The sequence below is a fragment of the Streptomyces spongiae genome (genome assembly GCF_009377185.1).
GTDB lineage: Bacteria > Actinomycetota > Actinomycetes > Streptomycetales > Streptomycetaceae > Streptomyces > Streptomyces spongiae.
Map to the genome: position 1 here is coordinate 1 of NZ_VJZC01000103.1, position 23516 is coordinate 23516.

Annotated in this window: 17 protein-coding genes and 1 pseudogene; 5 read left to right on the plus strand and 13 right to left on the minus strand. The window is 67.6% G+C overall.

The window, feature by feature from the left end; genetic code table 11:
* Nucleotides 1–998: 998 nt before the first annotated feature.
* On the plus strand, nucleotides 999–1382 hold the full coding sequence (locus FNH08_RS51960; protein ID WP_152772323.1) for an AQJ64_40280 family protein: 384 nt from the start codon (nucleotides 999–1001) through the stop codon (nucleotides 1380–1382).
* 88 nt (nucleotides 1383–1470) lie between these two features.
* Here FNH08_RS51960 and FNH08_RS16950 read toward each other — a convergent pair.
* Nucleotides 1471–1947: pseudogene (locus FNH08_RS16950) on the minus strand (transposase); the annotation flags it as partial.
* Between the two features lie 21 nt (nucleotides 1948–1968).
* The gene (locus tag FNH08_RS16955) at nucleotides 1969–2880 is read right to left on the minus strand and encodes an alpha/beta hydrolase family protein (RefSeq protein ID WP_152772324.1); all 912 of its coding nucleotides are present in this window, start codon (nucleotides 2878–2880) and stop codon (nucleotides 1969–1971) included.
* A gap of 102 nt (nucleotides 2881–2982) precedes the next feature.
* Between FNH08_RS16955 and FNH08_RS16960 the strand changes: the two genes are divergently transcribed.
* Together FNH08_RS16960 and FNH08_RS16965 are read left to right on the plus strand one after the other, a co-directional pair.
* Nucleotides 2983–3552, plus strand: coding sequence for a TetR/AcrR family transcriptional regulator (locus FNH08_RS16960; protein WP_322724670.1), 570 nt, complete (start codon nucleotides 2983–2985; stop codon nucleotides 3550–3552).
* 142 nt (nucleotides 3553–3694) lie between these two features.
* Nucleotides 3695–4036: a resolvase gene (locus FNH08_RS16965; RefSeq protein ID WP_228034186.1), complete on the plus strand. Its 342-nt coding sequence runs from the start codon at nucleotides 3695–3697 to the stop codon at nucleotides 4034–4036.
* A 280-nt stretch (nucleotides 4037–4316) separates the two neighbouring features.
* Here the strand turns inward: FNH08_RS16965 and FNH08_RS16970 are convergent, their stop codons facing one another.
* From FNH08_RS16970 to FNH08_RS17000, 7 genes are all read right to left on the minus strand, one after another.
* Nucleotides 4317–5909 carry a TIM barrel protein gene (locus FNH08_RS16970; protein WP_152772326.1) on the minus strand — a complete coding sequence of 531 codons (1593 nt, stop codon included), beginning with the start codon at nucleotides 5907–5909 and terminating at the stop codon, nucleotides 4317–4319.
* 323 nt (nucleotides 5910–6232) lie between these two features.
* Complete coding sequence (locus tag FNH08_RS16975) at nucleotides 6233–8452, minus strand: MMPL family transporter (protein WP_152772327.1); 2220 nt, start codon at nucleotides 8450–8452, stop codon at nucleotides 6233–6235.
* Between the two features lie 289 nt (nucleotides 8453–8741).
* On the minus strand, nucleotides 8742–9143 hold the full coding sequence (locus FNH08_RS16980) for a DUF6009 family protein (protein ID WP_152772328.1): 402 nt from the start codon (nucleotides 9141–9143) through the stop codon (nucleotides 8742–8744).
* Entirely contained in the window at nucleotides 9140–10657 is a 1518-nt protein-coding gene (locus FNH08_RS16985) for a DNA primase family protein (RefSeq protein WP_322724671.1), read from the minus strand. Before FNH08_RS16985 ends, FNH08_RS16980 begins: the two co-directional genes overlap by 4 nt.
* Nucleotides 10654–11688, minus strand: a complete 1035-nt coding sequence (locus FNH08_RS16990) for a bifunctional DNA primase/polymerase (protein ID WP_322724675.1) — start codon at nucleotides 11686–11688, stop codon at nucleotides 10654–10656. The genes FNH08_RS16985 and FNH08_RS16990 overlap by 4 nt, the downstream gene beginning before the upstream one ends.
* A 1041-nt stretch (nucleotides 11689–12729) precedes the next feature.
* Nucleotides 12730–13302, minus strand: coding sequence for a TetR/AcrR family transcriptional regulator (locus FNH08_RS16995; protein WP_322724673.1), 573 nt, complete (start codon nucleotides 13300–13302; stop codon nucleotides 12730–12732).
* Nucleotides 13295–14149, minus strand: coding sequence for an alpha/beta fold hydrolase (locus FNH08_RS17000; protein WP_152772330.1), 855 nt, complete (start codon nucleotides 14147–14149; stop codon nucleotides 13295–13297). Before FNH08_RS17000 ends, FNH08_RS16995 begins: the two co-directional genes overlap by 8 nt.
* Before the next feature lie 1107 nt (nucleotides 14150–15256).
* Here FNH08_RS17000 and FNH08_RS53080 point away from each other — a divergent pair.
* On the plus strand, nucleotides 15257–15379 hold the full coding sequence (locus FNH08_RS53080; protein WP_265579774.1) for a hypothetical protein: 123 nt from the start codon (nucleotides 15257–15259) through the stop codon (nucleotides 15377–15379).
* A 114-nt stretch (nucleotides 15380–15493) separates the two neighbouring features.
* On the opposite strand, the gene FNH08_RS17005 is transcribed toward FNH08_RS53080, so the two are convergent.
* The 3 genes from FNH08_RS17005 to FNH08_RS17015 form a co-directional block, all read right to left on the minus strand.
* Nucleotides 15494–16009: a hypothetical protein gene (locus tag FNH08_RS17005; protein ID WP_152772331.1), complete on the minus strand. Its 516-nt coding sequence runs from the start codon at nucleotides 16007–16009 to the stop codon at nucleotides 15494–15496.
* Between the two features lie 842 nt (nucleotides 16010–16851).
* Entirely contained in the window at nucleotides 16852–17937 is a 1086-nt protein-coding gene (locus FNH08_RS17010; RefSeq protein WP_152772332.1) for a ParA family protein, read from the minus strand.
* A 956-nt stretch (nucleotides 17938–18893) separates the two neighbouring features.
* Nucleotides 18894–19550, minus strand: a complete 657-nt coding sequence (locus FNH08_RS17015; protein ID WP_152772333.1) for a class I SAM-dependent methyltransferase — start codon at nucleotides 19548–19550, stop codon at nucleotides 18894–18896.
* Nucleotides 19551–19791: 241 nt separating this feature from the next.
* Here FNH08_RS17015 and FNH08_RS17020 point away from each other — a divergent pair, with 241 nt between their 5' ends.
* Nucleotides 19792–20607, plus strand: a complete 816-nt coding sequence (locus FNH08_RS17020) for a hypothetical protein (RefSeq protein ID WP_152772334.1) — start codon at nucleotides 19792–19794, stop codon at nucleotides 20605–20607.
* Nucleotides 20608–20624: 17 nt separating this feature from the next.
* On the opposite strand, the gene FNH08_RS50775 is transcribed toward FNH08_RS17020, so the two are convergent.
* The coding region (locus tag FNH08_RS50775; RefSeq protein WP_194238509.1) for a WD40 repeat domain-containing protein at nucleotides 20625–23516 on the minus strand (2892 nt) is incomplete at its 5' end.

Here is a 23516-nt window from a genome sequence, read left to right on the forward strand (position 1 = left end):
GAACAGCGGCTCCCCGCCCCCGCACACCCCTGAATCCCTCGGGCGGCGTCCGCACCAGCGCCGCCCGAGGAAGCCGGGCCGCGCGAGCGGAGGTGGCCCGAGGCGCCGAACCCGTGGGGACGGGGATCGACGCGAACCCAGGCCCAGCGGCGAGAGGACCCCCTCATCCGCCGCTGGGCCTGCGGACGTCTGCGGACGCCGGCGGACAGAAGTACTCCTCGACGAGACAATCGGCCGGAGGCCCAGCGCGGTGTTGTCGGCGGCACGCGCAGGCCGGCCGTGCGGGCTCGTGATCGGGTGTCCGGCGACCGGGGCTCCGGTCTCGGCGGGGGCAGACGGGTGGAAGGCCTGCGCGGCGTGCCCCAGTTACTCGTTGATGTACACGATGTCGGGCAGGGCGTGCACGGTGACGTGGTGTCGGTCGGCTTCGGCCGGATGATGTCGTGTGGCCGGCTGGGAGAGCCGGGATGGCGTCGAAGACACAGGCCGGGTGGCGATGTGTCCGCGGTGTGGCTTCTCTCCACGGGGGGAGGCAGGTGCGCCTTGCCTCGGCGGGTGCCGCGCGGAAGCTTTCGGGGTGGCCGGCCGCAGGGCCTCGACCGGCATGACGATGCCCTTGCCGTAGGCCTGAGGCATCAGGAGGGTGTGGGCGATCCCCGGGCTCGCCAGTTGGTGCCCGGCCTCGGGGAACATCGGTACAGCGGTTATCGGTGAGAACGATCATGGCTATCTACTGCTGTGACCACGTAGGTTCGCCGAGTTGGTTGGTTATGGCGGTTGGACGTGCGGTGATGTCTGATCCGGCCGCTGGGGGCGCGTAAGTCTGGAGAGGGAGGGAGGGTGTCGCGGATCTCTTGATGCCGTGCTCGTTCCGTCTCAAGCAACCTTCGTGAACGCCGAGCGGTCTTGCCGGGTGCCGAGGTCGGGCATTGCCCATATGCCGTTGGGTCGGCATATGGGCAGAAGAGGACTTGCCGAGTGCCTGAGTGAGGGTGGAGATGACGAATCTGAACACCGTGGTGACGTGGGTTGACGCACGCGACAGACTGCCTCGGAGTGGTACACCGGTGGCAGCAGCGATCACGGGTCGGTATCCGGCTGACAGCGTCACTGAGTCCGATACGGCGTTGGGGGAGGAATTTTGGCTGGTGAGGCCGATGTACTTCACGACTCTGCACTGGAGTGAGGACGGGGCAGAGCACAGAGACTGCTTCGTCGACTCTGACGGGATCGTCCGTTTGCCCTACGGCCTTACCAGTGCTGAAACCGTGACTCACTGGGCTGAGTTGCCCACCCTGCCAGGCGGGAGGACGCACGCCGTTCTCGGGAAGGACGTGCAGACAGCTCTCCAGAACGCGTGGGGCGCTCGTCCCATTGCCTGACCCGCAGCCTGCTCCAAGACCTTGTGCGAGTGCCTACATAGCCGATCAGTCCGACTTGTGCCACGACCGCGTGGGTGTGACGTTATGTTCAAACTGCGGTTCTGAGGGGGCGTCCGCCCCAGCGGGTTCCCTTCTCGCTGCGGATGCGCGCACGTTCTTTGCGTTCGGCGGCCAGGACGTCGCGGTGGCGGGCGTTGGCGTTGCGCCAGCGCAGGTAGGCGTGGAGGGCTCTGGTCTGCACCGTGTGGTTGGGGTGGTTGGAGTTGGCGATGGCGAACTGTCTCAGCGGTCCGAAGTGCGCCTCGATCGGGTTCGCCCACGAGGCGTAGGTCGGGGTGAAGCACAGTTCGACCTTGTTCTTCTTCGCCCAGCGGCGGATGGCGGTGCCCTTGTGGGCGGACAGGTCGTCCATGATCACGTAGATCGGTGCGCCGTCGGACCGGGCGGCGCGGATCGACTTGAGCGCGGCCAGCGTGTTCCCGGCACCTTTCTGGCGACGGTTGACGCCCCACAGACGGTCGTCGCCGACCGAGTAGCAGCCGTGGAAGAGCTGACCGCCGAGTGTGCCCCGGCGGTCAGGCTGAGCTCACTTGCTGGCGAGGCTCCAGGTACCGTCGCTGCCTTCGGCGGTGCTGTTGAGGGCGGTCCACTCGGCGTCGTCGAGGTCGAGGGCTGCGCGGAGGTAGGCGGAGATCGCGTCGGCTATGAGGGCGACACGGGCGGGGTCCTCGTCGGTGGTCTCGGCGACCTTCTCGCCGGCGATTCCGCCCATGGTGTGCTCGGCCTCGGTGATGCTGAGCAGGCTCTTGGGCGCCGGGCTGAGGTGGTACGCGTCGGTGAACCACTCCGGCCCGCGGGTGGAGAGCTGCGAGTCGTCCTTGCCGCCCGCGACGACCAGGGCCGGGGTGGTCATGGTGGAGAAGTCCGGCTTCATGAACGGAAGGTTCTCGGCGGCGAACGGGGTGAGGGAGTCGCCGGTTCCCGTCGCCCCGATCAGCGCGCCGGCCGAAACCGCGGAGTGGGAGAAGTCCTCTCCCACAACACCCTCGGCGTCCAGCACGCGCGCACCGAGGAGGGCGCCCGCGGTCTGGGCGCCCCAGGAGTGACCGACCACGGCAGTGCGCTCACGGTCGGCGCGGGTCTCCAGGCCGGCCTGGGCCAGGACGTCTGCGAGGTGGTCGAGGATTGCGTGCAGGTCGGTGATCCGCACGCGCCAGATGGTAGCGAAGCGCGGGTCGTCCCAGGCGATGGCGTTGCGCCGGGAGTCCAGGTGGGTGGGCTGCACCACGACGAATCCGGCGGCGGCCCACCGGTCGACGAGGGGCTCGTACCCATCAAGTGACCACGCGTTCCCGTGGGAGAAAACGATCACAGGCAGGTTCCGGCCCGACCGGGGTGCGGTGACCTTTAGCCGAAGGTCAAGGCCGCGCCCGGGCGAGGGAGCAACGATGGGCTTGACCGAGACGATCTGCTGGCTGAGCGAGTGGGACGAGGACATGAGGGTCCTGCACTTTCTAGGAGTACCGGGATGCCATAATTTGGCGGAGCACCGTTCCGCCAAACTAGCGGAACATTGTTCCGCGAGCAAAGGGAGCCATCCGTGCCGGAGTCGGTCGGGGTACGCCAAGCACAGGCTCAGCGCACCCGCAGCGGCGTACTGGAGGCTGCTGCGGCGGTCTTCGTCGAGCAGGGCATCCAGGCACCCGTCCGCGACATCGCCCAACGCGCCGGCGTCGGTGTCGGCACGGTCTACCGAAACTTCCCGACCCGCGCGGACCTCGTCACCGCCGTCTACCGGCACCAGATCGACGCCTGTGCCGCTCTCGCGCCCGGGCTCCTTGAGGAATCCGCCTCGCCGTTCACCGCTCTGACCCTGTGGACGGACGCGTTCGTGGACTTCCTGGTGACCAAGCACGGCCTCGGCGCGGCGCTGGGGGCCGGAGATCCGGGACTGGAGAACCTCCACGCCCTCATGCTCGACACCCTGGTCCCGGCCTGCGCGACGCTGCTGGACGCCTGCGCTGCCGCCGACGAACTTCGCCCCGGTGTCACCGCCTACACGCTCATGCGCGCCATCGGAAACCTCTGCATCACCGGCCCCGACTACGATCAGGCCGACGCCAAGGGCATGGTCGCCCTCCTCCTTGCCGGATACCGCAGCAAGGTATGACGGCTGCCTCAGGGGGCAGTGGCAAGCAACCTCACTGCTGCTCGATTCGGTCGGCCAGGGACCAGCCTCGGCTGAGACTTGAGAGGCGATACGCCTGTCGGTAAACGATGGCAAGGGCAGCGAGGGCGGACGCCGCCCCGCCGTGGCGGCCGACAAGACCGGCGCCGTGCGCACCGCGTACCTGGAGAACCGCTCGATCACCGCCCTCGCCCGCGACCACGGCGTCAGCCGCGGCGTGATCCGTACGGCCGTCGCCGACCTCCTGCCCGACCACACCGCCATCGAGAAGGACGCACCCGCCCCGGAGCTGCCGATCACCCTCGACATGCCGGGCGAGGTCGCCGACTACCTCCGCACCGCCGAGCTGGAGCCCGCCGAGCGCGCCGCGCTCGGCCAGGGGGCGACCGTACGGCGCGGCCAGGGCTACACCCTGCGCGTCACCGCCGTCCCCGCAGTGCACCGCGGGCTCCTTGCCCGCTGCTAGCCGCTCGACGGCGCCTAGGGCGCCCCAGCGGTCCCAGCCCAGCGCAAGGCCCGCCGCGAGTACGAGAACCGGGTCAGCACCCTGCCAATCGGACCATGATCGTTCTCACCGATAACCGCTGTACCGATGTTCCCCAAGGCCGGTGCCGAGAGTTCCGCGTCAGCACCACGCTCTCGGTGACGGGGAAGAATCGGCCTCGGACCAGCAAGGCCGACGACCGGCGAAGAGCACTGGCGCGGTCGTCGGCGACCGCGCACCACCCGGCGTCGATGGCCTGCTCTCATCGAGCCTGAGACGGTTCCGAGCCCCCAGGTGTCGAGGAAGGCCCGTCCTCCGTTGCTGATCGGTCCTGGTCGAACAGATGCTGCAGGAGGGTGGCGACTGTGGAGCGGGCAGACCAGGAGAGGTGCTGCGGCGCGAGAGGGACCCTGCGCGCCGCATCACGGTCCCCGGGTATCTCGTACCGGGCCGCCTCACAGAACTTCGAGACGCCGTCAGGGGTGATCTCATGCTGCACACATGCCAGCACGGCCTGGCTGTACTCCTCGGCCGGAAGATGATTCGCCGCGTACTCCCCTATCGCGGCTTCGACGAGTGCCATGTCGTCGCTCCGCAGCGCCTCATGGATCAGCGGCAGGGCACACTCGCCCAGTCCGTGCCCGGACAGACGCCTTTCCTCACTGTCCAGCACGTCCAAGGCACGCAGTACGGCCCGCTGTTCCGGCTGGCCACCCTGCCGGTAGAGGTCCCCGACCGAGGCCGCCAACTCCTCGCCGCCCAGGGGCAGTGTGGACAGGAGCAGGACCCGGGCGGCTTCGCCAGCGGTCCACAACCCGTTCAGGCGAGCCTGCCCACAACGGCTCCCCGCCTCGGAAAAGAGTTCGACGATCACGCCCGGATCCATGGCCACTCGAACGACCGCCTCATTCAGCCATGCTTGAGCGGACGGTTCCAATCCCATGGAGAGGAGGGACGCGACGGAAAGGGGGGCAGAGAGTCCGTTCGATTCGGCAACTGGCCCCGTCCGCAAGGGCTCCTCGTCGACGACAGCGGCAGGAGGAAGATCCATCACAGCTATGCACATCTGCTCAAGAGCTCGGTGGGCGGCCTGTGGGGCGTCCAGGGAGCCGGCTGACAGATCGGCGCAGACAAGGCCTCGGTACTCGATGTCCCGCAGGGCGGCCAGCACGCTGTTGTCGTCGTCCGAACCCGCCATCTGCACATGGACCAGCCGCGAGGCGATCCCGTCCAAATACGCGGCGAGTTCTTTGCCTTCCCACACGGAAGGATTCCCGAAGTCCAGGGCCAGCCCGAGGCATTGGTGGTGATCGACCCGCTCGACCAGTTCCAGGAATCGCCCCAACGTGTCGACGGACATCCCCGGTGCCGGCTCCAGGGCGAGCGAGATGCCGTACCTCTCGGCAAGGGCCAGCACCGCTTCGATGCCTCGCGTGAGCCTGTGCCACGCCTCCGCCTCCGACAGGCCCGCGGGCGTCGGCCCACTGACCAGCTTGACAGTCTCGGCGCCGAGGTCGGCCGCGAGATGCACGGACTGAAGCAGCATCTCGATGCGGGACTTGGCCAACGCTCCGGCGTCCATCATGGTCGGCTGGTGCCTGTCCCATGGATCGAGAAGGAACGGCGCATCGGCCTCCACGACCAGGCTGAGGTCGTGCCACCTGAGCCTCTGGACGATGCTGTCGACGCGCTGCGGCAGATCCGAAGCGAAGGGGTCGAGGTGATTGTGGTCGAGAGAGAGGGCCAGCCCGTCGTAACCGAGGTCGGCCAGAATGGTCAGGACATCGTGGAGCCGATGGTGGGTGAACACACTGGTGCGGCATCCAAAAGCGAAAGGAGCGAACGGCGGGTTCATACTCATGATCCTTGTGGGGATGTCTCGGTCGACCCGAGTGCGAGGATCTGGCGGATCAGCCAGCACAAACAGACCTGGAGTGAGCACAACACCACGGAGACTCGCCGTCCGACGCAGGGACCGGCCTGTGCCGAGACGCCCTCGACACTCAAGGCGACATACGTACTCGGGCCACAAAGGGTCCGCCAGAACTCCATGGCAGAAGCATCGCCGCCGCCCCACGAACTGCGCCATGCGTATTTTTACGGGGGTGACCGCGCAAAGAGTGAGGGCCGGTACGAAGTTCGTGAACCGCTGTACCGGACCCCCACGTGATCTTTGATTCAGGAGACCGGTCGGGGTTCTCCGGCCCTCGATGACGCAGCCTGCTCGGGTTCTGTCCCTTCTGTCTCGAGTTTCGTTCCCTCTATGTCGAGGTCGGGCAGAACCTTGTCCAGCCACTTCGGCAACCACCATGCGTGTCGCCCCGCCAGAGCGAGAACCGCCGGCACGAGGGTCAACCGGACGACCAAGGCGTCGATGGCCACTCCGACGGCGAGTGCGAAGGCGATCGGCTTGATCAACGGATCGTCGAGGGGGAAGAACCCGGCGAAAACGGTGAACATGATCAGTGCCGCGGCGGTCACGACCCGCACGCTGTGGCGAGCGCCGTTGGTCACCGAGTCCCGGACCCGGCCGGTGCGCACCCACTCCTCGCGCATCCCCGAGACGAGGAAGACCTCGTAGTCCATGGCGAGTCCGAACAGCACACCGATCAGAATGATCGGCAGGAAGCTCACCACGGGCCCGGTGTGGGGGATGCCGAACACATCGGCCAGCCAGCCCCACTGGAACAGGGCCACGACCAGGCCGAGCGACGCGCCCACCGACAGCAAGAATCCCACGGCGGCCTTGAGCGGGATGACCAGCGAGCGGAACACGATCGTCAGCAGGACGAGGCTGAGTCCGACGACAATCGCGATGAAGGGCAACAGGGAGTCGCTGAGCCGGTCGGAGACGTCGATGTTGACCGCGGTGGCGCCGGTGACGGCGACGGAGGCCCCGGTGGCGTCACGGATCTCGGGCGCCGCCTTGCGAATGTCGCTCACCAGCTGGCTCGTACGCGAGCTCTCGGGCCCTGACTCGGGGATGATCTGTACGACGGACTGCCGGGGGTCCTCGGTGGCTTGAGGCGGCAGCACGGCCTTGACACCTTTGAAGCGCTGCAGTTCCTGCGCGACTTTCGTGCCCGACTGCTCCCCGGAGCCGTGGTCGGTCTTGGTCAGGATGAGCAGGGGACCGTTGAATCCGGGGCCGAACTCGTCCCCGATCGTGTCGTACGCCTTGCGTTCGGTGGAACCCTGAGCTGCAGCACCGTTGTCGGGCAGGGCCAGCTTCAGATCCGCCGCGGGCAGGGCCAGGGCGACCAGGATGCCCACGACACCCAGGGCCGAGAGCACGGGCTTGGCCACGACCTTCTGGATCCAGCGGGCGCCGAGGGTGGTCTTGCCGGCGGGCCCGTCCGGGTCGGCCGCCCGTTGGGCGGCTCGGCTGCCGGGCTTGGGAGCCAGCTTGGCGCCGGCGAATCCGGCGAGGGCGGGAACCAGCGTGATGGCCGCGAGGACGGCGACGAGCACGGCCGCGGCGGCGCCCAGGCCCATGGTGGTGAGGAACGGGATGCCGATGACGCTCAACGCGGACAGGGCGATCACCACGGTGCTGCCCGCGAACACCACGGCGCTGCCCGCCGTGCCGGTGGCAAGGGCCACGGACTCCTGGGGACTGCTCCCCCGGGCCAGTTGCTGACGGTGTCGGGTGAGGATGAACAGGACGTAGTCGATGCCCACCGCCAGGCCGAGCATGAGGGCCAGCGTGACGGCGGTCGAGGAGATGCTCAGTGCCGGACTGAGAGCGAGCAGCCCCGCCAGCCCCACGGCCACGCCGATGAGGGCGGGCCCGAGCGCCATTCCCGCCGCGAGCAGGGAACCGAAGGTGACGACGAGGACGATGACGGCGACCAGGACTCCGATGATCTCGGACGGGCCCACGTGGACGCCATTGCTGCCGTACACCGAGCCGCCCACGGAGGTCTTCAACCCGTCCCGCGTGGCCGTACTCGCGACGTCCTCGATCGCGTCCCGGGAAGCCGTATGGACCTCGGCCCGTTGCACGGGGTACTGCACCTGCACGATCGCCGTGGTGCGGTCGGCCGACACAGCTCCCGAAACGGTGGGCCCCACGACGGCGCTGACCTGGGGGGCCTTCGTCGCCTCCTCGACCACGTGCGAGATCGTCCCCCGATAGACCGCGTCGGTGATGTGGTGCCCCTTGGGGGCGGTCAGAACGATCTGGGCGCTGGCCCCCGACGCCTCGGGAAGCGTCTTGCCGAGCGTGTCGAGCGCGCGCTGCGACTCGGTGCCCGGCACCGTGAACCGATCGTCGAGCTTGGCACCGAACACGCTGACGCACGCGATCAGAGCGGCCAGTACCGCGAGCCAGATGGCCAGCACCAGTTTGCGATGCCGGAAGGCGAGATGACCCAGCCTGTGCAGCAGGACAGCCATGACGAACTCCCAAGGAGCAGAAGGTCCGGGCTCCCCGACGCGTCCTTGCGATCGCGGAGATTCGGGAAGCGGCGGCGCAGGATCGGCCGTGCGAGGACAGTCCACGAGACACAAGCCGCTTCACTCATTGGACTTTATCAGTCGCTAAAGTCAAGTGACGGAGTCGCTCGCGTGACATACGTTACGGCTGGTGAGCAGGGCCGTCCTTCCTCACCCGGGAACGACAAAGGGGACTCTCTCAGCAAGGTGAGTGAGTCCCCTGTTCAACGCCGCAGCGTGTCCGCCGCCGTCACAGTGGATGCGTTATGCCCAGTTCCCGCATGGCCGTGGAGGGCGGTCCGCCCCCGGATCGCTCGGTCTTGTAGCCCTTCACCCGGGGTTCGAGAGTGCGGGGGTCCACCGCCTCGGCCGGGGCGCTCTTGGCGTACAGGCCGTCGGGCTCCGCGTCCCGGTCATGGGGCAGCACCCAGAAGACACGGCGACGGAAGGTGCCGGAGGCCCGGGAGGGCTTGGCCTGGGGACCGAGGAGCGCGTAGCCGACCATGCGACCGTCCCGGTGGTACGCGGGCCTGCCCTGGCGGGTGGGCAACCGGTCCAGGCTCTGCCTCACATAGTCCAGCGTGGCGATGTCCTCCAGCCAGATCAGCTCCGTCTCATGGCTGATCTCATCCACACTGATCAAGGAACTCATGACCTGGCGTCCCTCTCGTCTTCACTGAGCAGTCCGATGCCCGGGTAGTGCTTGCGCTGGTTGGACAGGATCATCTCCTTGGGTGAGGCCAGCCCGACCAGCTCGCGGGTGCGGGCCGCGAAGGCTCGCGAAGACATGGCCGGTGCTCCTTCATTCTGACACCACGTCTTGTACTCGGAGTAGAGGGCTGTTTGTTCGGCCCGCAGCTCGGGCCCGAGGCAGCAACGCTCCTCGTAGAAACGGCTGGTGTGGTCCTCGGTCTCGGCATAGGCGCTGGTGGCGATACGAACACGCTCCGGACCGGTGAGGTCACGGTCACTGCCGAGGTACCGGCGTGCGCCGTCGATGAGCCAGGTGAGGATGCCCGGGCCTTCCTCGGTGACGAGCATGTCGGCGAGGTTGTCGATCTTCCGGCTGTCGGGGACGACACGCTCGAAGGGAACCAGCCGCATTCGACGCCAGAACGCGAAGCCACCCGTACCGACTTCCGGCCGGTGGTTGCCCAGGAGCCAGAGCTTGTGCGTGGGCTCGAAGCTGAAGAAGTCCTGGCGCATACGACGCGCCTTGATCCGCTCCCCGCCCGTCAGGTGCTTGACGCGGGCCTCGTCGAACTTGTCGCCCGGTTTGACCTCGGAACAGACGATCACCCGCCGGCCGTGCAGCTCGGCAAGGTCCGTGGGGTGTCCCTCGTACGGTTTGGCCATCAGGAATCCTGGCGGGGCGGCGTCGGCGTAGTCCCCCAGGACCTTCATCAGCACGTCCATGAGGACGGATTTGCCGTTCTTGCCCGAGCCGAAGAGGAACGGCAGAACCTGACCGCCGACGTCGCCGGTGACGGAGTACCCGAGCAGCAGATGGAGGTAGTCGATGACCTCCCTGGCCTCGGCGTTGTCCCCGAAGGTATCGGCCAGGAAGCGGTCCCAGCGCGGAGTCGGCATCGTCTGCGGGCCGACGGTCGTGGAACGGGAGTGGAAGTCCTTGTTCGGATCCGGTGCCTTGACCAGCCCGGTACGCAGGTCGACGACTCCATGGGGGGTGCACAGAGCGTAGGGGTCGGCGTCCAGACGCGAGGCGTTGAGGACCATGCCGGGGGCCGACTTGGCCTGCATGAGCATGGCGTTGATGCCTGTGGTCGACAGAGCCCGACGGCGGTGCTGCTGCAGCGCTGTGGTAGTGAAGAGTCCCCGCGGGTCATGGGTGGCGATGTTCTCCGCGAGGTCGCCGGCCGCCCACAGAACGGTGTCGTCCTCGTCGATCTGCCAGCGGGTGGTGTCCCATCTGTACCAGCCGATGCCGGGGACGTGCCGGTAGTCGTTCGCGTACAGCTTGACGAAGAGTTTGGCGTTGCCGCGGTCGGAGAGAGTGTCGGGCAGCAGCCCGTTGGCCGTCGTCTCCCCACCCGTGCGTTCCGGAGTCGTCTGCGCCGGCAGGGGCACCGCTGCCTGAGCGCGGATCTGGGCGGCGACGGCTTCGGCGTCGAATTCGAAGAGGGTCTCCGGACGAGGGGAGCTCACGGGTGCCTCCCCGTGGCGTAGAGGGGCCTCTTGAGGCCTGCGGAGAGGCCGCTGCGGATGATCTGGTCGATCCGCCTCTCCTGTCCCGGACGGGCCACACAGGCCGTCTCCGTCAATGTCCGTTCAGCCTCTTCCTGGGAAAGGCGTCCTGCGGCGACGAGACCGCCCAGGGTGTAGGCGGCCCGGTTGAGGACCTCGGAGAAGCCGGCTCCTTCCTCGACCTGGCCACAGGCCTTGATGTCGGCCAGTACGGAGGCCAGGAACGACTGAACCGCGCTGCGGCCGCCCCCGGCCGCCAGAACGGCCTGCTGGGCCCGTGGAGGGACAGGCCGGGGTGCCGGGATGCTCGCGGTGGGAAGGTGACCGGTGCGCTGCAGCTCCTGCGCCAGCCAGACGGGGAGCGGTGCCGGTTCACGGACGACGCCGACAGGGACGTAGGGGCCCCGCTTCGTGGTGGTACCGGGAGCGATGATGTAGCTCCCCTGGGCACGGATGTCGACCTGCCAGGACAGGGCTCTGCGGGGACTGCTCCCGGCTGACGAGAGCCAGTGGCGGGGGCCGGTGACCCGGTACCAGACGTGCATGCCCCCGGACGGCGTGCGCACCCGGAGGGTCGTGGCGTCATCGGCCGGGCTGGCCTGGCCCCTGAGCGCGGCGAGGACCGCGAGCGTGTGGAAACCGTTGGCCAGTCCGGTGAGATCGACCTGGTCCCCGATGGGGATGCCCGGGAGGAGCCTGTCCCTGGCGGGCTGCTCGGCGGTGTGCGCGTCGATGTCGACGACCAGCAGGCCCGCGGGGCCGCAGGAGACGCCGACGCCGTACTCAGGGTGCGGGCCCCACCACTGCTGGATGCGTTCCTGGCTGAGGGTCGCCGCGTGGAAACCGTGACACCCCCGTCCGGTGCGCAGACAGGGACAGTCGGTGACCAAGTGGGCGTTTTCCCGACAGGCCTGGCAGTTCGCGACGGGGGTTTTGGCACCCGCGGCCAGGGGGAAGACCGGCCAACCCCTGCGAGCGCACCACTGCGCGATGGCCTCCGCCGGGCGCACGACGGCTCGCTGCCGTGAGTCGCTGTGCGAAACCCCCAGCTCAGCAGACACTCACACCCCACACCAGCGACCGAAGCGACTCAGTAACGGGCACAGACTAGCGAACCTGACCGGGCGGGGGAGGGAGCAGATCCGAATCAGATTCCGGCCGTGTCGGCGGGGGGTCGTCGGCCCGAGGCAGGGCTTCAGCGACCGAGACCGAAGGCCAGCGACTGAGGCGGTTTCGGTAGCTGTTCAGTCGCTTCTGAATACTTGCAGGTCAAAGCCCTAAGCCAGACCAAACAGCGACTGAAGCGACTGAAGGCTCCTATATATAACACACACGCACACGCACAGGAGTCCTTGATATATAGGGACCTTGAGTCGCTTCAGTCGCTGCACGGCGATAGCCCCCAGACTGACCTGCGGTTTCTCTTGAGACTGAAGCAGCGACCGAACGCACTCCAGTCGCTGGCCTTTGAGTCGCTGCCCCCATAGGACCCCAACCCTCAGCGACCAGAGAGCGGCTTAACGCCGCCTTCCTGGGCAGCACTCCGAATCAAGATTATGTGACGCAAGTCACTTCTTTCTGATGTGTGAAGAAGTCATGGAACCCGGCAGCGACTGAAGCGACTGCATCCCTAGGTTGGACTGAGGAAGGTTCAGTCCAACCGCGTGTTGTGGACAACCGGCCGCGGCAAGTGCCCCTTGTGGGTAACCGGTCCACTTCTCCTAAGGCGTGGCCCCCCAAGCAGGATCCCGTGCTCTTCCCTCTCAGGGAGGTGCGTACCATGTCCCTGCGGCTTGACGGCTCCCACCCCGAAGTCGCTCCGGTCCGGCCGCCGCACCCGACTTCACCCGGCAACCCTCGCCGACCGGAAGGTTCATCGCCCCCGCCGGACTCGTTGAGGAGTACTCACACCGTGGCCGCAGGGCCGCCGATGCTTCTTCCGGGCCGGGCGGCCCGAGGAGCTTGTGGGCACGTTCGCCCAGAGCCTCAGCCGGGGACCGGAGGCCTGCACGATCCGCCTGTGCTGAGCAGGTTCAGGGAGCGGGTGTCGCGCGAAGGCCGCGGTCGACGAGGTCGATGAGCCAGTCGAAGCTGTCATCGACGTCGGCCGACCACTGGAAGCTGTCGGTGGCCTGCAGTGTGGCGAAGCCGTGGAAGACGCTGCGCAGCGAGCGGAGCGCGTGCGGCATCTGGTCGGGAGTAATGTCGTAGCCGCGCAGGACCGCTGCGAAGGGAGCGATTCCCTGCGCTGCGGCGATGGCAATGGGGTCCTCCGGCCCGGTTGCTGTGAGACCAGCGGTCGCGGCGTAACGGCCGGGGTGATCGAGGACGTATCGGCGCAGCGCCCGTGCTGCGGCGCCCAGCGCGTCACGACCCGAGCGTCCCTGGATGGCGGTGCCGAGGGTGTCGGCGACCTCGGCGAGGGCGAGGGCGGCGATGCGACGGTTGAGGTCGTCCTGGCCAGCGACGTGTTTGTACAGCGACGGGGCTTTGACGCCGACCCGCTCGGCCAGTCGCGCCATGGTCAGTTCGGCGAAGCCGATCTCGTCCGCGAGTTCCGCGCCGGCCGCGACGACCGTGGCCGCGTCCAGGCCCGCCCTAGGCACGGGCACTGTCTTCCGCCAAGGTGAGCGGCGCCAGGAACGGCAGGACCACGGAGAGGGTCTGCTGCGGGAACTGCACGTGCGGGTAGTGTCCGGCGCCGTCGATCATTTCCAGGCGGCCCAGGCCGCTGGGCAGTTCGGCCACGATTGCTTCGCCTTCGGCTCGGGGCGAAGTCCAGTCGGGGTCCGCGCTGCCCTGCACGACGAGCACCGGGCAGGCGACGTTCCCCAACTGCTCGCCGGCATCGGCAGGAGAGGTCGTGCCCATCTTCTGCAGTACCTTCATCCGTCCCGGCTCCTTGAAAAGCGTCATGAGCTGGGCCGTTCGCGCGTCCCAGTCCGCCGGCTTGATGCTGGGATACGCGGCGTCGAGATACTTGGCCCACTGGCGCCTACTGCCGAAAAGGGTCATTCCGGCCAGGTGGATTGCGCCGCGGCGATAGCTCGCCACCCGCAGGTCGCCGAGCCGGACCTGCAACTTGCGGGTGAAGGGAGCGAGCTGCACAACGGCACGGACCAGCTCCGGGGCCTGCGCCGCGGCGATGGTCACCGCGCCGCCCGCGATGGAATGGCCCACCAGCACCGCGGGACCACCGAGGTGGCGCACGAGCGCGATCAGATCCCCGGCAATCGCGGTGCGCGTGTAGGACGCCCACCCCGTGCTGGACTCGCCGCAGCCGCGTAGATCCACCGCCGCGACCCGGTACCCGGCCCCGACCAGGGCCGGACCGAGGAACCGGTAAGCCTCACGTGTGTCTCCCATCCCGTGCGCAAGCACCACGAGCGGACCGGCACCCGTCACCTCGTAGGCGATCGTTCCGCTTCCCTCAATGGCCAGAAACTCAGTCATGGTGATCTCCGAACCCAGATAGCTACTGCCCTTAGCTAAAAGCTAACATCATTAGCTTGAGTGTCAAGTCCACTGGCTCCTGGCGCTCCCCCGAAGTCGTCTCCCCAGCGGAGGAGCTACAGGGCGGGTCCAAGGGGGTGACCAAGCGGCGCCGGGGTCGCCGGGTGTTCCTGCCGCCGCGCAAGGTGCTCGCCTCGCTCGTCGGCCCATGCCTCCCTCCCGGCGGGAGACAGCATCTACGAAGGCCGACGACCTCATACGCGCCCGTCGGCGAAGTCCCCCATTAGCCGGTGGGCAGACTCTGTAAGGTGAGCGACGCGGTGTCGGCGTCGGCCGCCACGTCGTCAACAATCCAGTCAGGTCGGCTCACCTACAGCTCGTGGCACGGGTCCACGCACGGCATCACGCTCGATGACCAGCGAGGTTCCCGCTTGATCGCCCTCATTCATCCGACCGAGCGGCGACTCCGGCGGCGGTCGCCGTCTCTCAGCACTCGGGCCTGCCACCGGCCTCCAGGCAATGCAGCACCGCGAGCACCCGCCGGTGCGCGTTGACGGCCGTAGGCGATCAGCCGCTGCACCGGGTCCGCTCCCGGCCCCAGGAGTGGCGGGTCGGACAGCACCTTCCCTCTTGAACTGCTGCTCGTCGGCACTGATCACGACGACGGGTCCCATTGCCGAGTTTCCGGCGAACCTTCGCCGCCAGCGAGGTCAGGAACCTTCGGATCCTTGCCGGGGTGCCGGTGCGCTGGCGGACCACACTGCGGCGGATGTGCTTGGGGACCTTGACGAACGAGATACGGTCCGGGTCGATGCCATGGTCGTCGGCGAGCTACATGACGATGCCGGTCAGGCAGTAGTGGACGATCAGGTGCGCCCACTTCCTGGCGCACCAGCTGGTGGTCGGCCATCGCCCGTGCGTCGCGAACCTGCGCTGCATCGGCCTTGGTACAGCCTCCAGCAGTGAGCACTTCGGCGTCCTCGCCGCAGTCTCCCAGGCGGATCTCGTTCGGCACCTCGGGCTTTCGGCTGTCCGCCCGAGACATGTGGCCGATGCCCTCACGATCGCGCCGTGGTCTGCGTACAGAAGTTGCACCGAGGACGCCACGTGCTGGCCATGTCCGGCACGATCAACGCGGCTCATCTGGCCGAGAACATTCCCGTCGGTGGGCTTCGCCTGGCCGAGCAGGAGTTGGCTCTCCTCGACACGTCGGGCGAGGCCCACGCGTGAGTGTGCCCGGTCGGGCATGGTGTACGCGGCCGCTCACTGCGGTGGCGGGGCCGATGAAACCCGGGCCCCGCCACCATCTCTCGTTACTTCATCACTGGTTGCGGGTTCGGCCGATCACTCGTAGGTGGACACCAGGTTGCGGTTCCAGAACTCCTCGAAGACCGGCTGTTCGGCCTGCAGTCCCTCCAGGTACTTGGCGACGCATGCGCTGGCGATCTCGAAGGGCTGGGTCTTGATCTCCGGCATGGTGCGGAGGATGTCCATCATGCGGCTGTACCGCTGGTTGACCCTTATGCGCAGCGGGCACTGCGAGCGGGGCTTCTTCATGGCGGCGATCTCGGGATCCACGTTCACGTAGTCGCGGTAGGCGAGCCCGTCCTGTGCGAGCGCCCAGACGATGTCGCGCTCGGCCTCCATGGTCTGGAGGCTGGTGCCCTGGGGGTCGAGCCCGCTCAACGCGTGGTCGAGGACGGCGTCGATGTAATGGGCCGGTGTGAAACGGGGCGTTGGGAGGTTCACCGCTGTCATGACGGCCTTGTCGACCGTGATGCGATCGGCGAGCTCCTGAGCCGTCAGCCCGTACAACTGGACGTTGCGGTTCTGGTAGGACTCCTTGCCCGATTGGGCCACGGCGTACGACTGCAGCAGGGCCGCGTAGCGCGGGGCACTGCCGACGAGTTCCCTCAGGCGGTCGTCCCGGCGCTGATGAGACTCATTGGGCGAGAACGGACGGCTCGGCGCACGCCGGGGACGCCTCGCGGGTACCGCGGAGCCACCCGGAGCAGGGCTCCAGCGTCGAGCGGGCTGAAGCGACGGATCGGCTTCCCAGACAGCGGGGGTGGCGGCACTGGAACTCTCGGTGCCTGGGTACGACGTGTCCGCAGGGGCGTAGTCCGCGGGTGCCGTCGTCTTTGCCTCAAAGGTGGGCTGAGGCGCAGCGGGCGCTGAAGCAGTTGCAGGAGTAGTTGGGCGTGGGTGTACGACCTCGTGCGGTGTTGCGATCGGCGAGGCCTGAACAGGCTCCGGAGCCCCCGACACCGGCTCGCTGAGGGTGTTGTCAGGGGCGGGCGCGGGAGACGGTACAGCCGGCTCCTCCACGACCGTACTCACGGGTGCTTCCTTCGGCGCAGGCGCCGGAATCACCTTCGTGTCTGTCACTTCCGGTACCGAGACGTGGCCGGCTGCCGTGTCCGTCGGAGTGGAAGCCGCCTTGGCGGGGGAGGGGGACTCTTCCGCTTCCTGCCGCGAGGGTGGGTCGGCCGGTGCGGGTAGCGCCTGCTCGGCGGGCGTGTCCGCGGGCTTCTCCGGGCGATCGAAACGCCCTAGGTCGAGGGGAGGAAGGTCGTCTTCATCGTCGCCGCCCCCCAAGCCTCCGAGATCGACCTGAGGCATGAGGAAGCGCTTCGCGGCAGGAGTCTTCTTGGCGGCTTTCTTCGGAGTGCGGCCGGCCTTGGGCGTCTGCGAACGGGATGTCATGCGGCGTCAGCTCCCTGGATCTCCTGATTGCGGTGCCGGATGCGCTGGACCACTTCACGGGCGACGTTGGTGTAGTCCGAGGCGATGTCGAATGCGCGCTGAGGGTCAGCCAGGCGACCGTTCTCGTCCCTCGGACGTTCCGAGAGCTCGCCGGACTCCGGGTCCGTCAGGAGACCGGCTGCGGCCTGAGCGAACTCGCCGGCGGGCATGCCGTGGTTGCGTGCCAGGTTGGCTGTGGTTTCCCCGTCGCGAATATAAGCATCGATCAGCACGCCCCGGTCGATCCCTCCTTGGTCCAGCAGCAGGCCGATCTTCTCACGAAGGTTGGTCAACTGACTGGTGGGCTCGTCATTGCGTCGCTGATATCCGAGGAAGACCAATGACGTGATGGCGACTTCCGAGTTGAGCCGACGGACCTGCCGTACGAGCCCCGCAAGGGTTCCAAGACCCTCGATCACCGCGTTGTCGGAACCCTTCATGGGAGCGAGAAGGTGGGTGCAGGCGGCCAGGCCGAGTCGCTGGATCATCTTGTCACCCGGTGAGAAGTCCAGAAGGATCCAGCGGTACCGGTGTGAGATCTGGGCCAACAGAATGGCCAGCAGCAGGTACGCGGAAACGCCGTGCTTGTCGTGGAGCTTGGTCACTGCGGTGGGGATGTCGGCGTTGTGACGGCCGGACATCACCATGTCGAGATACGGACGTACACCCTCGATGACTTGAAAGTCCTTGTCGTCCGTCAGCGCATCCAGAAACGAGAGGCCGTCGTCATCGAAAGGCATGCCCCGAACACCGAAGTTGAGGCGGCCGTTTCCGTTGCTGTCCAGCTCGATATACAGGATGGGCTTCGCGGGCTTCCCTTGGTCGGCTCGCGCCTTCTCCGCCTGGGCCAGGACGTAGGCGAGGTTCGCTGTGACGGTGGTCTTCCCCTCGCCACCCTTACCGATGGTGGTTCCGATCACATTCCTCAGTCGAGGGCGGAGCTCGCTGACCAGTGAGCTGATCTCCTCCGGATCAGACATGTCCGAGAACGACTTGATGACGCCGAGTCGACTTGAGAGTCCGTCAAGAGAGACGCGTTCCATGAGACCTCCACCCTGAAGGGTACGGTGCCGTGCTGATCACGACGCTACGTTGTGCGGGGATGCAGGCGAGCATGCCCCCTCGTATGAGTGCAGCCAGGACAGTACACGTCTATAGCGGCGAGTGTCACGATCAGGTACTGATGTGGCGTCAATGTTTACGAGGGGATCGGCCAGTTCAATCATCTGCAACCCCTTCTCGTCGCCAAATCCTGACCTTCTGGATAGTCGGACAAGGATGAGTGCGAGCACCGCTGAGTTGATGAGTGAGTAAGTGAGCAACGTATGTGATTTTGTGAACATGCAGGTCAGATGGCCTTTTTACTTTTGCTTTACTGATGGCTTGGGCTGTCTCTGATGGTCCATCAGAGGCGTGCGGGTGTGTCTCGTCCTCGCATGAAGGTCGAACACGGCGGATCGACGTCCCCTCCTGCGGGGGAGTCGGTCGCGGATCGCGCGATTCGGCTGACCGTGCGCGGCATCGGTACCGATGACGGAGGGTGGGGAGGGCTCATCGTTGTCAGGGCCGGGCTCGGGTTGAGCGCCAGATGCGTTGTATCCGCAGTGCACTCGGCGACATTCGCGGCCATCACTAGGGGAACGCCGACCTGATCTGCCGAGCGGCTGTCGGACGAGCATCCATCCAGACAGATCAGCGCGCTTCCTCTCGCCCGGTGCACGGCAGCACACGAGCATGTCTGGGCCCCGTCTCGCACCGAAGTCCGCTACCTCTGCTCGTACGCACCGAGGGCAAGCGGCGATCCCGCCCGCGTCACAACGTCTGCTGCGGGTCGCAAGCGCTTGTTGAGAGAAGAGGCATCCCAAGGCAGCGACCTGCTGGGGGCGGTGCGGGCAGGCTCGGCTGCGGAGGCGCCGGGGGTGAAGCCCATGGTGAGTGCCACGGCGGCCGCAGCGAAGCGCACCCCAGGACCTACATGGTCTGAGAAGCCTCAGGTCTCTCAGGGCTGATGCCATACGAGCGTGTAGCGCCAGAACAGCCGTCGTCGGAGTCGTGCGCCGGGGAGGAGGGTTCCGGTTTCGCGGACGATGTCGGCGAAGGTCATGTCCGCTGCGCGAGTAGGGGCTGTCATGGATGTTGGCCGTGGTGAGGGGCGGCCCTTGTTCTTCAGCCAGCCCATGGCGGCGTTGGCCGGAATGGCGAGGACGCCCAGCACATGGTCCACAGGGGTCTGGGCGCGGGACAAGCCGACGATCACCAAGGTCCCTCCCGGGGCCATATGACTGCGGAAGGTGGTGAGTACTTGGGCGAACGGCAGGTGATGGACCGCGGCGACGCACGTGATGACGTCGTAGGAACCTTCGGGGGAATCGGCTACCGCATCCGCGACGGTGAAGGTCACCGGAAGCGATGCAGGAGTCAGCTTCTGGGCCTGGGCGGTGATTACCGGATCGACGTCGACCGCTGTCACGGAGTCGGCACGTCGGGCGAGGAGTCTCGCCAGATCACCGCTGCCCGATCCGATGTCCGCGGCGCGACGGAAGCGTTGCGGCAGTTGCCGCAAAATCCAGCGGTGATAGCGGGCGTTGTGATCCCAGGGATAGGCGGCATTGAAGCGCTCAAGAGCCCGCAGGACACAAGGCGACAGGATCTTCATCCTCTCAGTCCATCAAGTCCTACCAACATGCCCAACCCGTTCCAGAGCAAGGTCCCAGGGGCAGCGGCCGAGCCCCTCACCTGCGTATTCCGTGATCAATTGTTGTCGGAGAGCCAGCCTGCTGGACAGGTGTGTGCCTGCTGAACTCTTCGGGGCCCTTCGATCACAGCGGGGCTACGGGAGGGTGCTCAGCGGTGGGTTCCCATTTTGGGAACCCACCTTGGGCGTGAAGACTGAGGGTATGAAGACGAAGAAGGCGACAGCGATCCGTAAGAAGCGGCCGGCGCTGCGGCTCGGGACGATCGACGCCGCTCAGCTCCTGGACCGGTTGCGGGAACTGCACGAGCTGGGCGGGGACCCCGAGTTCGAGAAGTTCCCCGACACGGACGAGCTCTTCCTCGTACTGCGGCATGTGGAGCGGATGGCAGCCGGCCTCAGGCAGCCCGCGAACGTGCCGGGAAGTCTGATCGGGGAGGCGGCCGTGCTGCGGGTGAAGCTGTGGCAGCACCTGCGGGAGCAAGCTGACATCGGGCAGCTCAAGGCCCTGGAGGACGGGCGGGCTGCCGGCGTGACGTGGCATCACTTCGCCGAGGCGCTGGCCGTGGCCTCGAAACAGGGTGCTTATCAGAAGGCCCGGCGGCTGAAGGCCGAGCAGGTCCGCGCCCCGGGGGAGCGCCGTACGCCCGAGGTGGCGCGGGAGCATGAGCGTCGCGCCGCCGCGGAGGAACGTGCAGAGCGGACGCGGGTGGCCGAACAGGAGCGGCGCTTCCCTCTCGCGCTCCGGATCGGCCGCCTTCTGCTGGAGCACCGTGACGGCCTGGTCGTCTCCGGCATGTCCGCGTACTGGCTGGAGGAGATCGCCGACACCATCGACGACCGCACCACCGCCACGGAGCGGGCCAACTTCACCACCTTCGTCGAGAGCCTCGTGCGCCACATTCACCAGCACGCCCGCGACCGAGACCAGCCACCCACCACCACGGCGGGGGCGCGTAACGCTCTCGCCCTCGCCACCGAGTTCACCCATCAGGAATGGCCGACCATCCCCGAACGGTGACCTACGCCCGTGAGCCCTCAGTGGGCATCGGCACCGCACAGGGGCTTGTCGCGTACGGAGTCGGGTGCGTCCGGCCACACCTCCGCGACGGTGGCGGGGGCGCTCTTGCCCAGCAGGTCGCAGGCCCGGGTCAGGACAGCCGCCTTGCTCAGCGGGAAAGCGATGGCGGACGACGTGTCGTCGAGGGTGCGGACGGTGGAACCGTCGTAGTTCAGCGCGGTGGGCAGCATGTTGGCCACCTCCAGGTTGACGATCTGCGCGCCGGTTCGGCCGTCGTAGACGGCGATGTGGTAAGGCACGGTGACGACGCTCTCGCGTCCGTAGGGCTGTATGACGCCGATGCTGTCTCCCTTTCCGGCGAGCGGGAGCTCGGTCCAGGCGTCGCCGCGAGGCCGGTAGACCGCCAGCGCTCCGGTAAGCGTGCTGGCGACCACGCCGCCGTCCTCAAGTGCTTTCGCCTGCATGAACACGCCCGAGCTCAACAGCACACGGTGCGCCCACGCGTACCGTCCCTCGCGGTAGGGCAGCGCGTACAGGTGCTGGTCGGTGGCGACGAACAGCCGCTTGCGCCCCGGGGCTACGCTGACGGCGACGACCCGCTCCGTGTCGGGCAGGGTGATCGAGTACCGCAGTTTCGGCTGCGACGTGGCCTGTGCCAGTGAGTAGACGCGGATCTCGTGGGCCCAGGCCGCGTAGAACTCCCGGTGTGGATCGTCAAACAAGGTGACCGACGCTCGTTGCCCGGGCGGTCCGGTCAGCTCGGTGGCTGGACCGAAGGAGAAGGTGGCGGCTTTGACTTGGCGAAGCCGCACCAGGCCGTCGGTGCTCGCGACCGCGACCATACGCAGCCGCGGGCTGAAGGCGGAGGGCTGCTTGCCCGAGACGGGGCCCATGTACACGAGCTTCTTTCTGCCCTTGCGTGTCTTGGGGTCGTACACCCCCATGTGGGCTTTCCCGTAGACACCGGTGACATAGAGCAGTGACGAACTGTCGGGGATGCGTTCGACGAGTTGCGCTCCGAAGACGTAGAGGTACCGATTGTCCGGAGCGGAGAGGTGGTAGAGCACCAGGCCGCCGCTGCTGGAGGGCGTCACCAGGTGCTCTCCGTCGCCGCTCACCGCCAGTTGGGAACGTCCGCTGTTGGAGGACGCGAAGTAGTCCGAGGCGGAGGTACGTTCATCGGTGGTGTCCTCACCGGAGTCCGAGCCCAGGTCCTTCGGATCGGCGGAGTAGGCGGCGATCGTGTTGGTGGCCGCGAGATAGAGGGAGGAACGGGCAGAGCTGTAGCCGAGCATGGCCAGGTACGGCACATCGACGGACGTGCGTACGACCTTGGCCGTGTCCGGCGCCAGGGTCATGAGCCAGCCACCGGACAGTGCGTAGAAGCACTTGCAAGGTGCGGCGTACAGGAGGTTCCGTGCGGGGGCGGGGAGGTCGGTGGCACCGCGCTTCGGGCGGGCCGTGGTCCGCCAGTCCCACATGCGCACCGCGGTTGCCGTGCCGATCGCCAGCGTGGAGCCCGAGGCGGTGAACGCGAGCGTGGTCGGCCGGCCGTCGTCGGAGTCGTCGGAGAGAAGGGTACGGCGGCCCGTCGCCGTGGAGCGGGTGTCCTGGACCTCCACCGTGCCGTCGCGGCCGCCGATCGCCAGGCGGGATCCGTCGGCGTTGTAGGCGACCGCGGTCGCCGGGGTTAGCGTGCGCCACTGTGGAGCGCCGTCTTCGGCCGGGTCCCATCGTGCGACTCCCTGGTCGGTGGCCACCGCGAGGGCACCGTCGGTCTGCGGGAATCCGATCGTGTTCACCTTCCGGAGGTCCGGCGGTACGGATACCGGTGAGGCGCTGCGGGCGTCCCACACCCGCAGTCGCCGCTTCGCGTCGATCCCGGCGACATAGCGGCCGTTGTGGTTGAGAGCGAGGCTGTGCAGTCCGGTGGCCTTGGTACGGATGACCTTGCTGATGGAGGTCTCACGATTGACCGCGGACAGCAGGGCGTCACGGCTCCCCGCAGAGTCCGGGGCGAGGGCACGAGCGGTCAGCGCGTCCACGAGGGCCTGGTCCGGCGTACGGGTCTCCCGTTGCAGTGCCCGGTCGGCGAGTTCCTCGCCCTTCGTGGCGATGCGGTCGCGGTCGGCGCGTTCCTTGCTCTCGTTGCCGTACCAGAGGCCGAACATCGTGGCGATGACGGTGAAGGCGCAGGCGGTGGCGACGAACCGCCGGGGCAGCCGCCGTGAGCGGCGCAACGCCTGCGGCACGTCCCGCGCTTCGCGTACGCGGTCGCGCTGAGCAGCGGTCTCCGGCCGGACCTCCACGTCACCCGCCGCGAACAGCAGTACGTGACCGGCGGCGAGAGCGTCGTGGACGGCGTCCGGCGGGGCGGGCACGGCGTGCAGGCGAGCGGGGGGTTGGATGCCGGCGTGCACGACGACGCGCGGGTCCGCGTCGCGGGGGTGCTCGCCCGCACGGGTGAACAGGCCGCCGCGGCGACGGTGGAGGGCGCGGGCCAAGGCCACCGCGGCGGCGGCGCCGACCTCGGTTCCGGCGGGAATGTCGGCCGCGACGCTGTGCGGGCCTCCGAGCCGCCAGCGCATGCCGTGGCCGCGGGGGAAGTGTTCCTGGGCCCGGGCCCAGGAGAACGCCGCGGCCAGGGACGTCTCCAGGGCCTCCAGGCCGGCGGTGAACAGCATGGTGTCCGGGTCCGGCAGGACCTCCTCGGCAGCGTCCTGCACCAGGTCCACGGTCAGGACGGCCACCCCCTCGGGCGTGATGCCCTCCGCGAGCACCTTGGCCGCGACGGACTCATGGCGGCGGCGCGGCCCGTGCAGACAGCGCTTCACCAACTCCTCGGCCAGCTTCCAGGGCAGTTCGGGATGATCCGCACGGAAGGTGGCCTGCTCGACATCGGCGAGGAG

Coding starts and splice junctions, on each gene's coding strand:
- FNH08_RS51960 (WP_152772323.1), top strand. CDS start 999: ATGACGAATCTGAACACCGTGGTGACGTGGGTTGACGCACGCGACAGA.
- FNH08_RS16955 (WP_152772324.1), bottom strand. CDS start 2,880: ATGTCCTCGTCCCACTCGCTCAGCCAGCAGATCGTCTCGGTCAAGCCC.
- FNH08_RS16970 (WP_152772326.1), bottom strand. CDS start 5,909: ATGAACCCGCCGTTCGCTCCTTTCGCTTTTGGATGCCGCACCAGTGTG.
- FNH08_RS16975 (WP_152772327.1), bottom strand. CDS start 8,452: ATGGCTGTCCTGCTGCACAGGCTGGGTCATCTCGCCTTCCGGCATCGC.
- FNH08_RS16980 (WP_152772328.1), bottom strand. CDS start 9,143: ATGAGTTCCTTGATCAGTGTGGATGAGATCAGCCATGAGACGGAGCTG.
- FNH08_RS17000 (WP_152772330.1), bottom strand. CDS start 14,149: ATGACTGAGTTTCTGGCCATTGAGGGAAGCGGAACGATCGCCTACGAG.
- FNH08_RS17010 (WP_152772332.1), bottom strand. CDS start 17,937: ATGGAACGCGTCTCTCTTGACGGACTCTCAAGTCGACTCGGCGTCATC.
- FNH08_RS17015 (WP_152772333.1), bottom strand. CDS start 19,550: ATGAAGATCCTGTCGCCTTGTGTCCTGCGGGCTCTTGAGCGCTTCAAT.
- FNH08_RS17020 (WP_152772334.1), top strand. CDS start 19,792: ATGAAGACGAAGAAGGCGACAGCGATCCGTAAGAAGCGGCCGGCGCTG.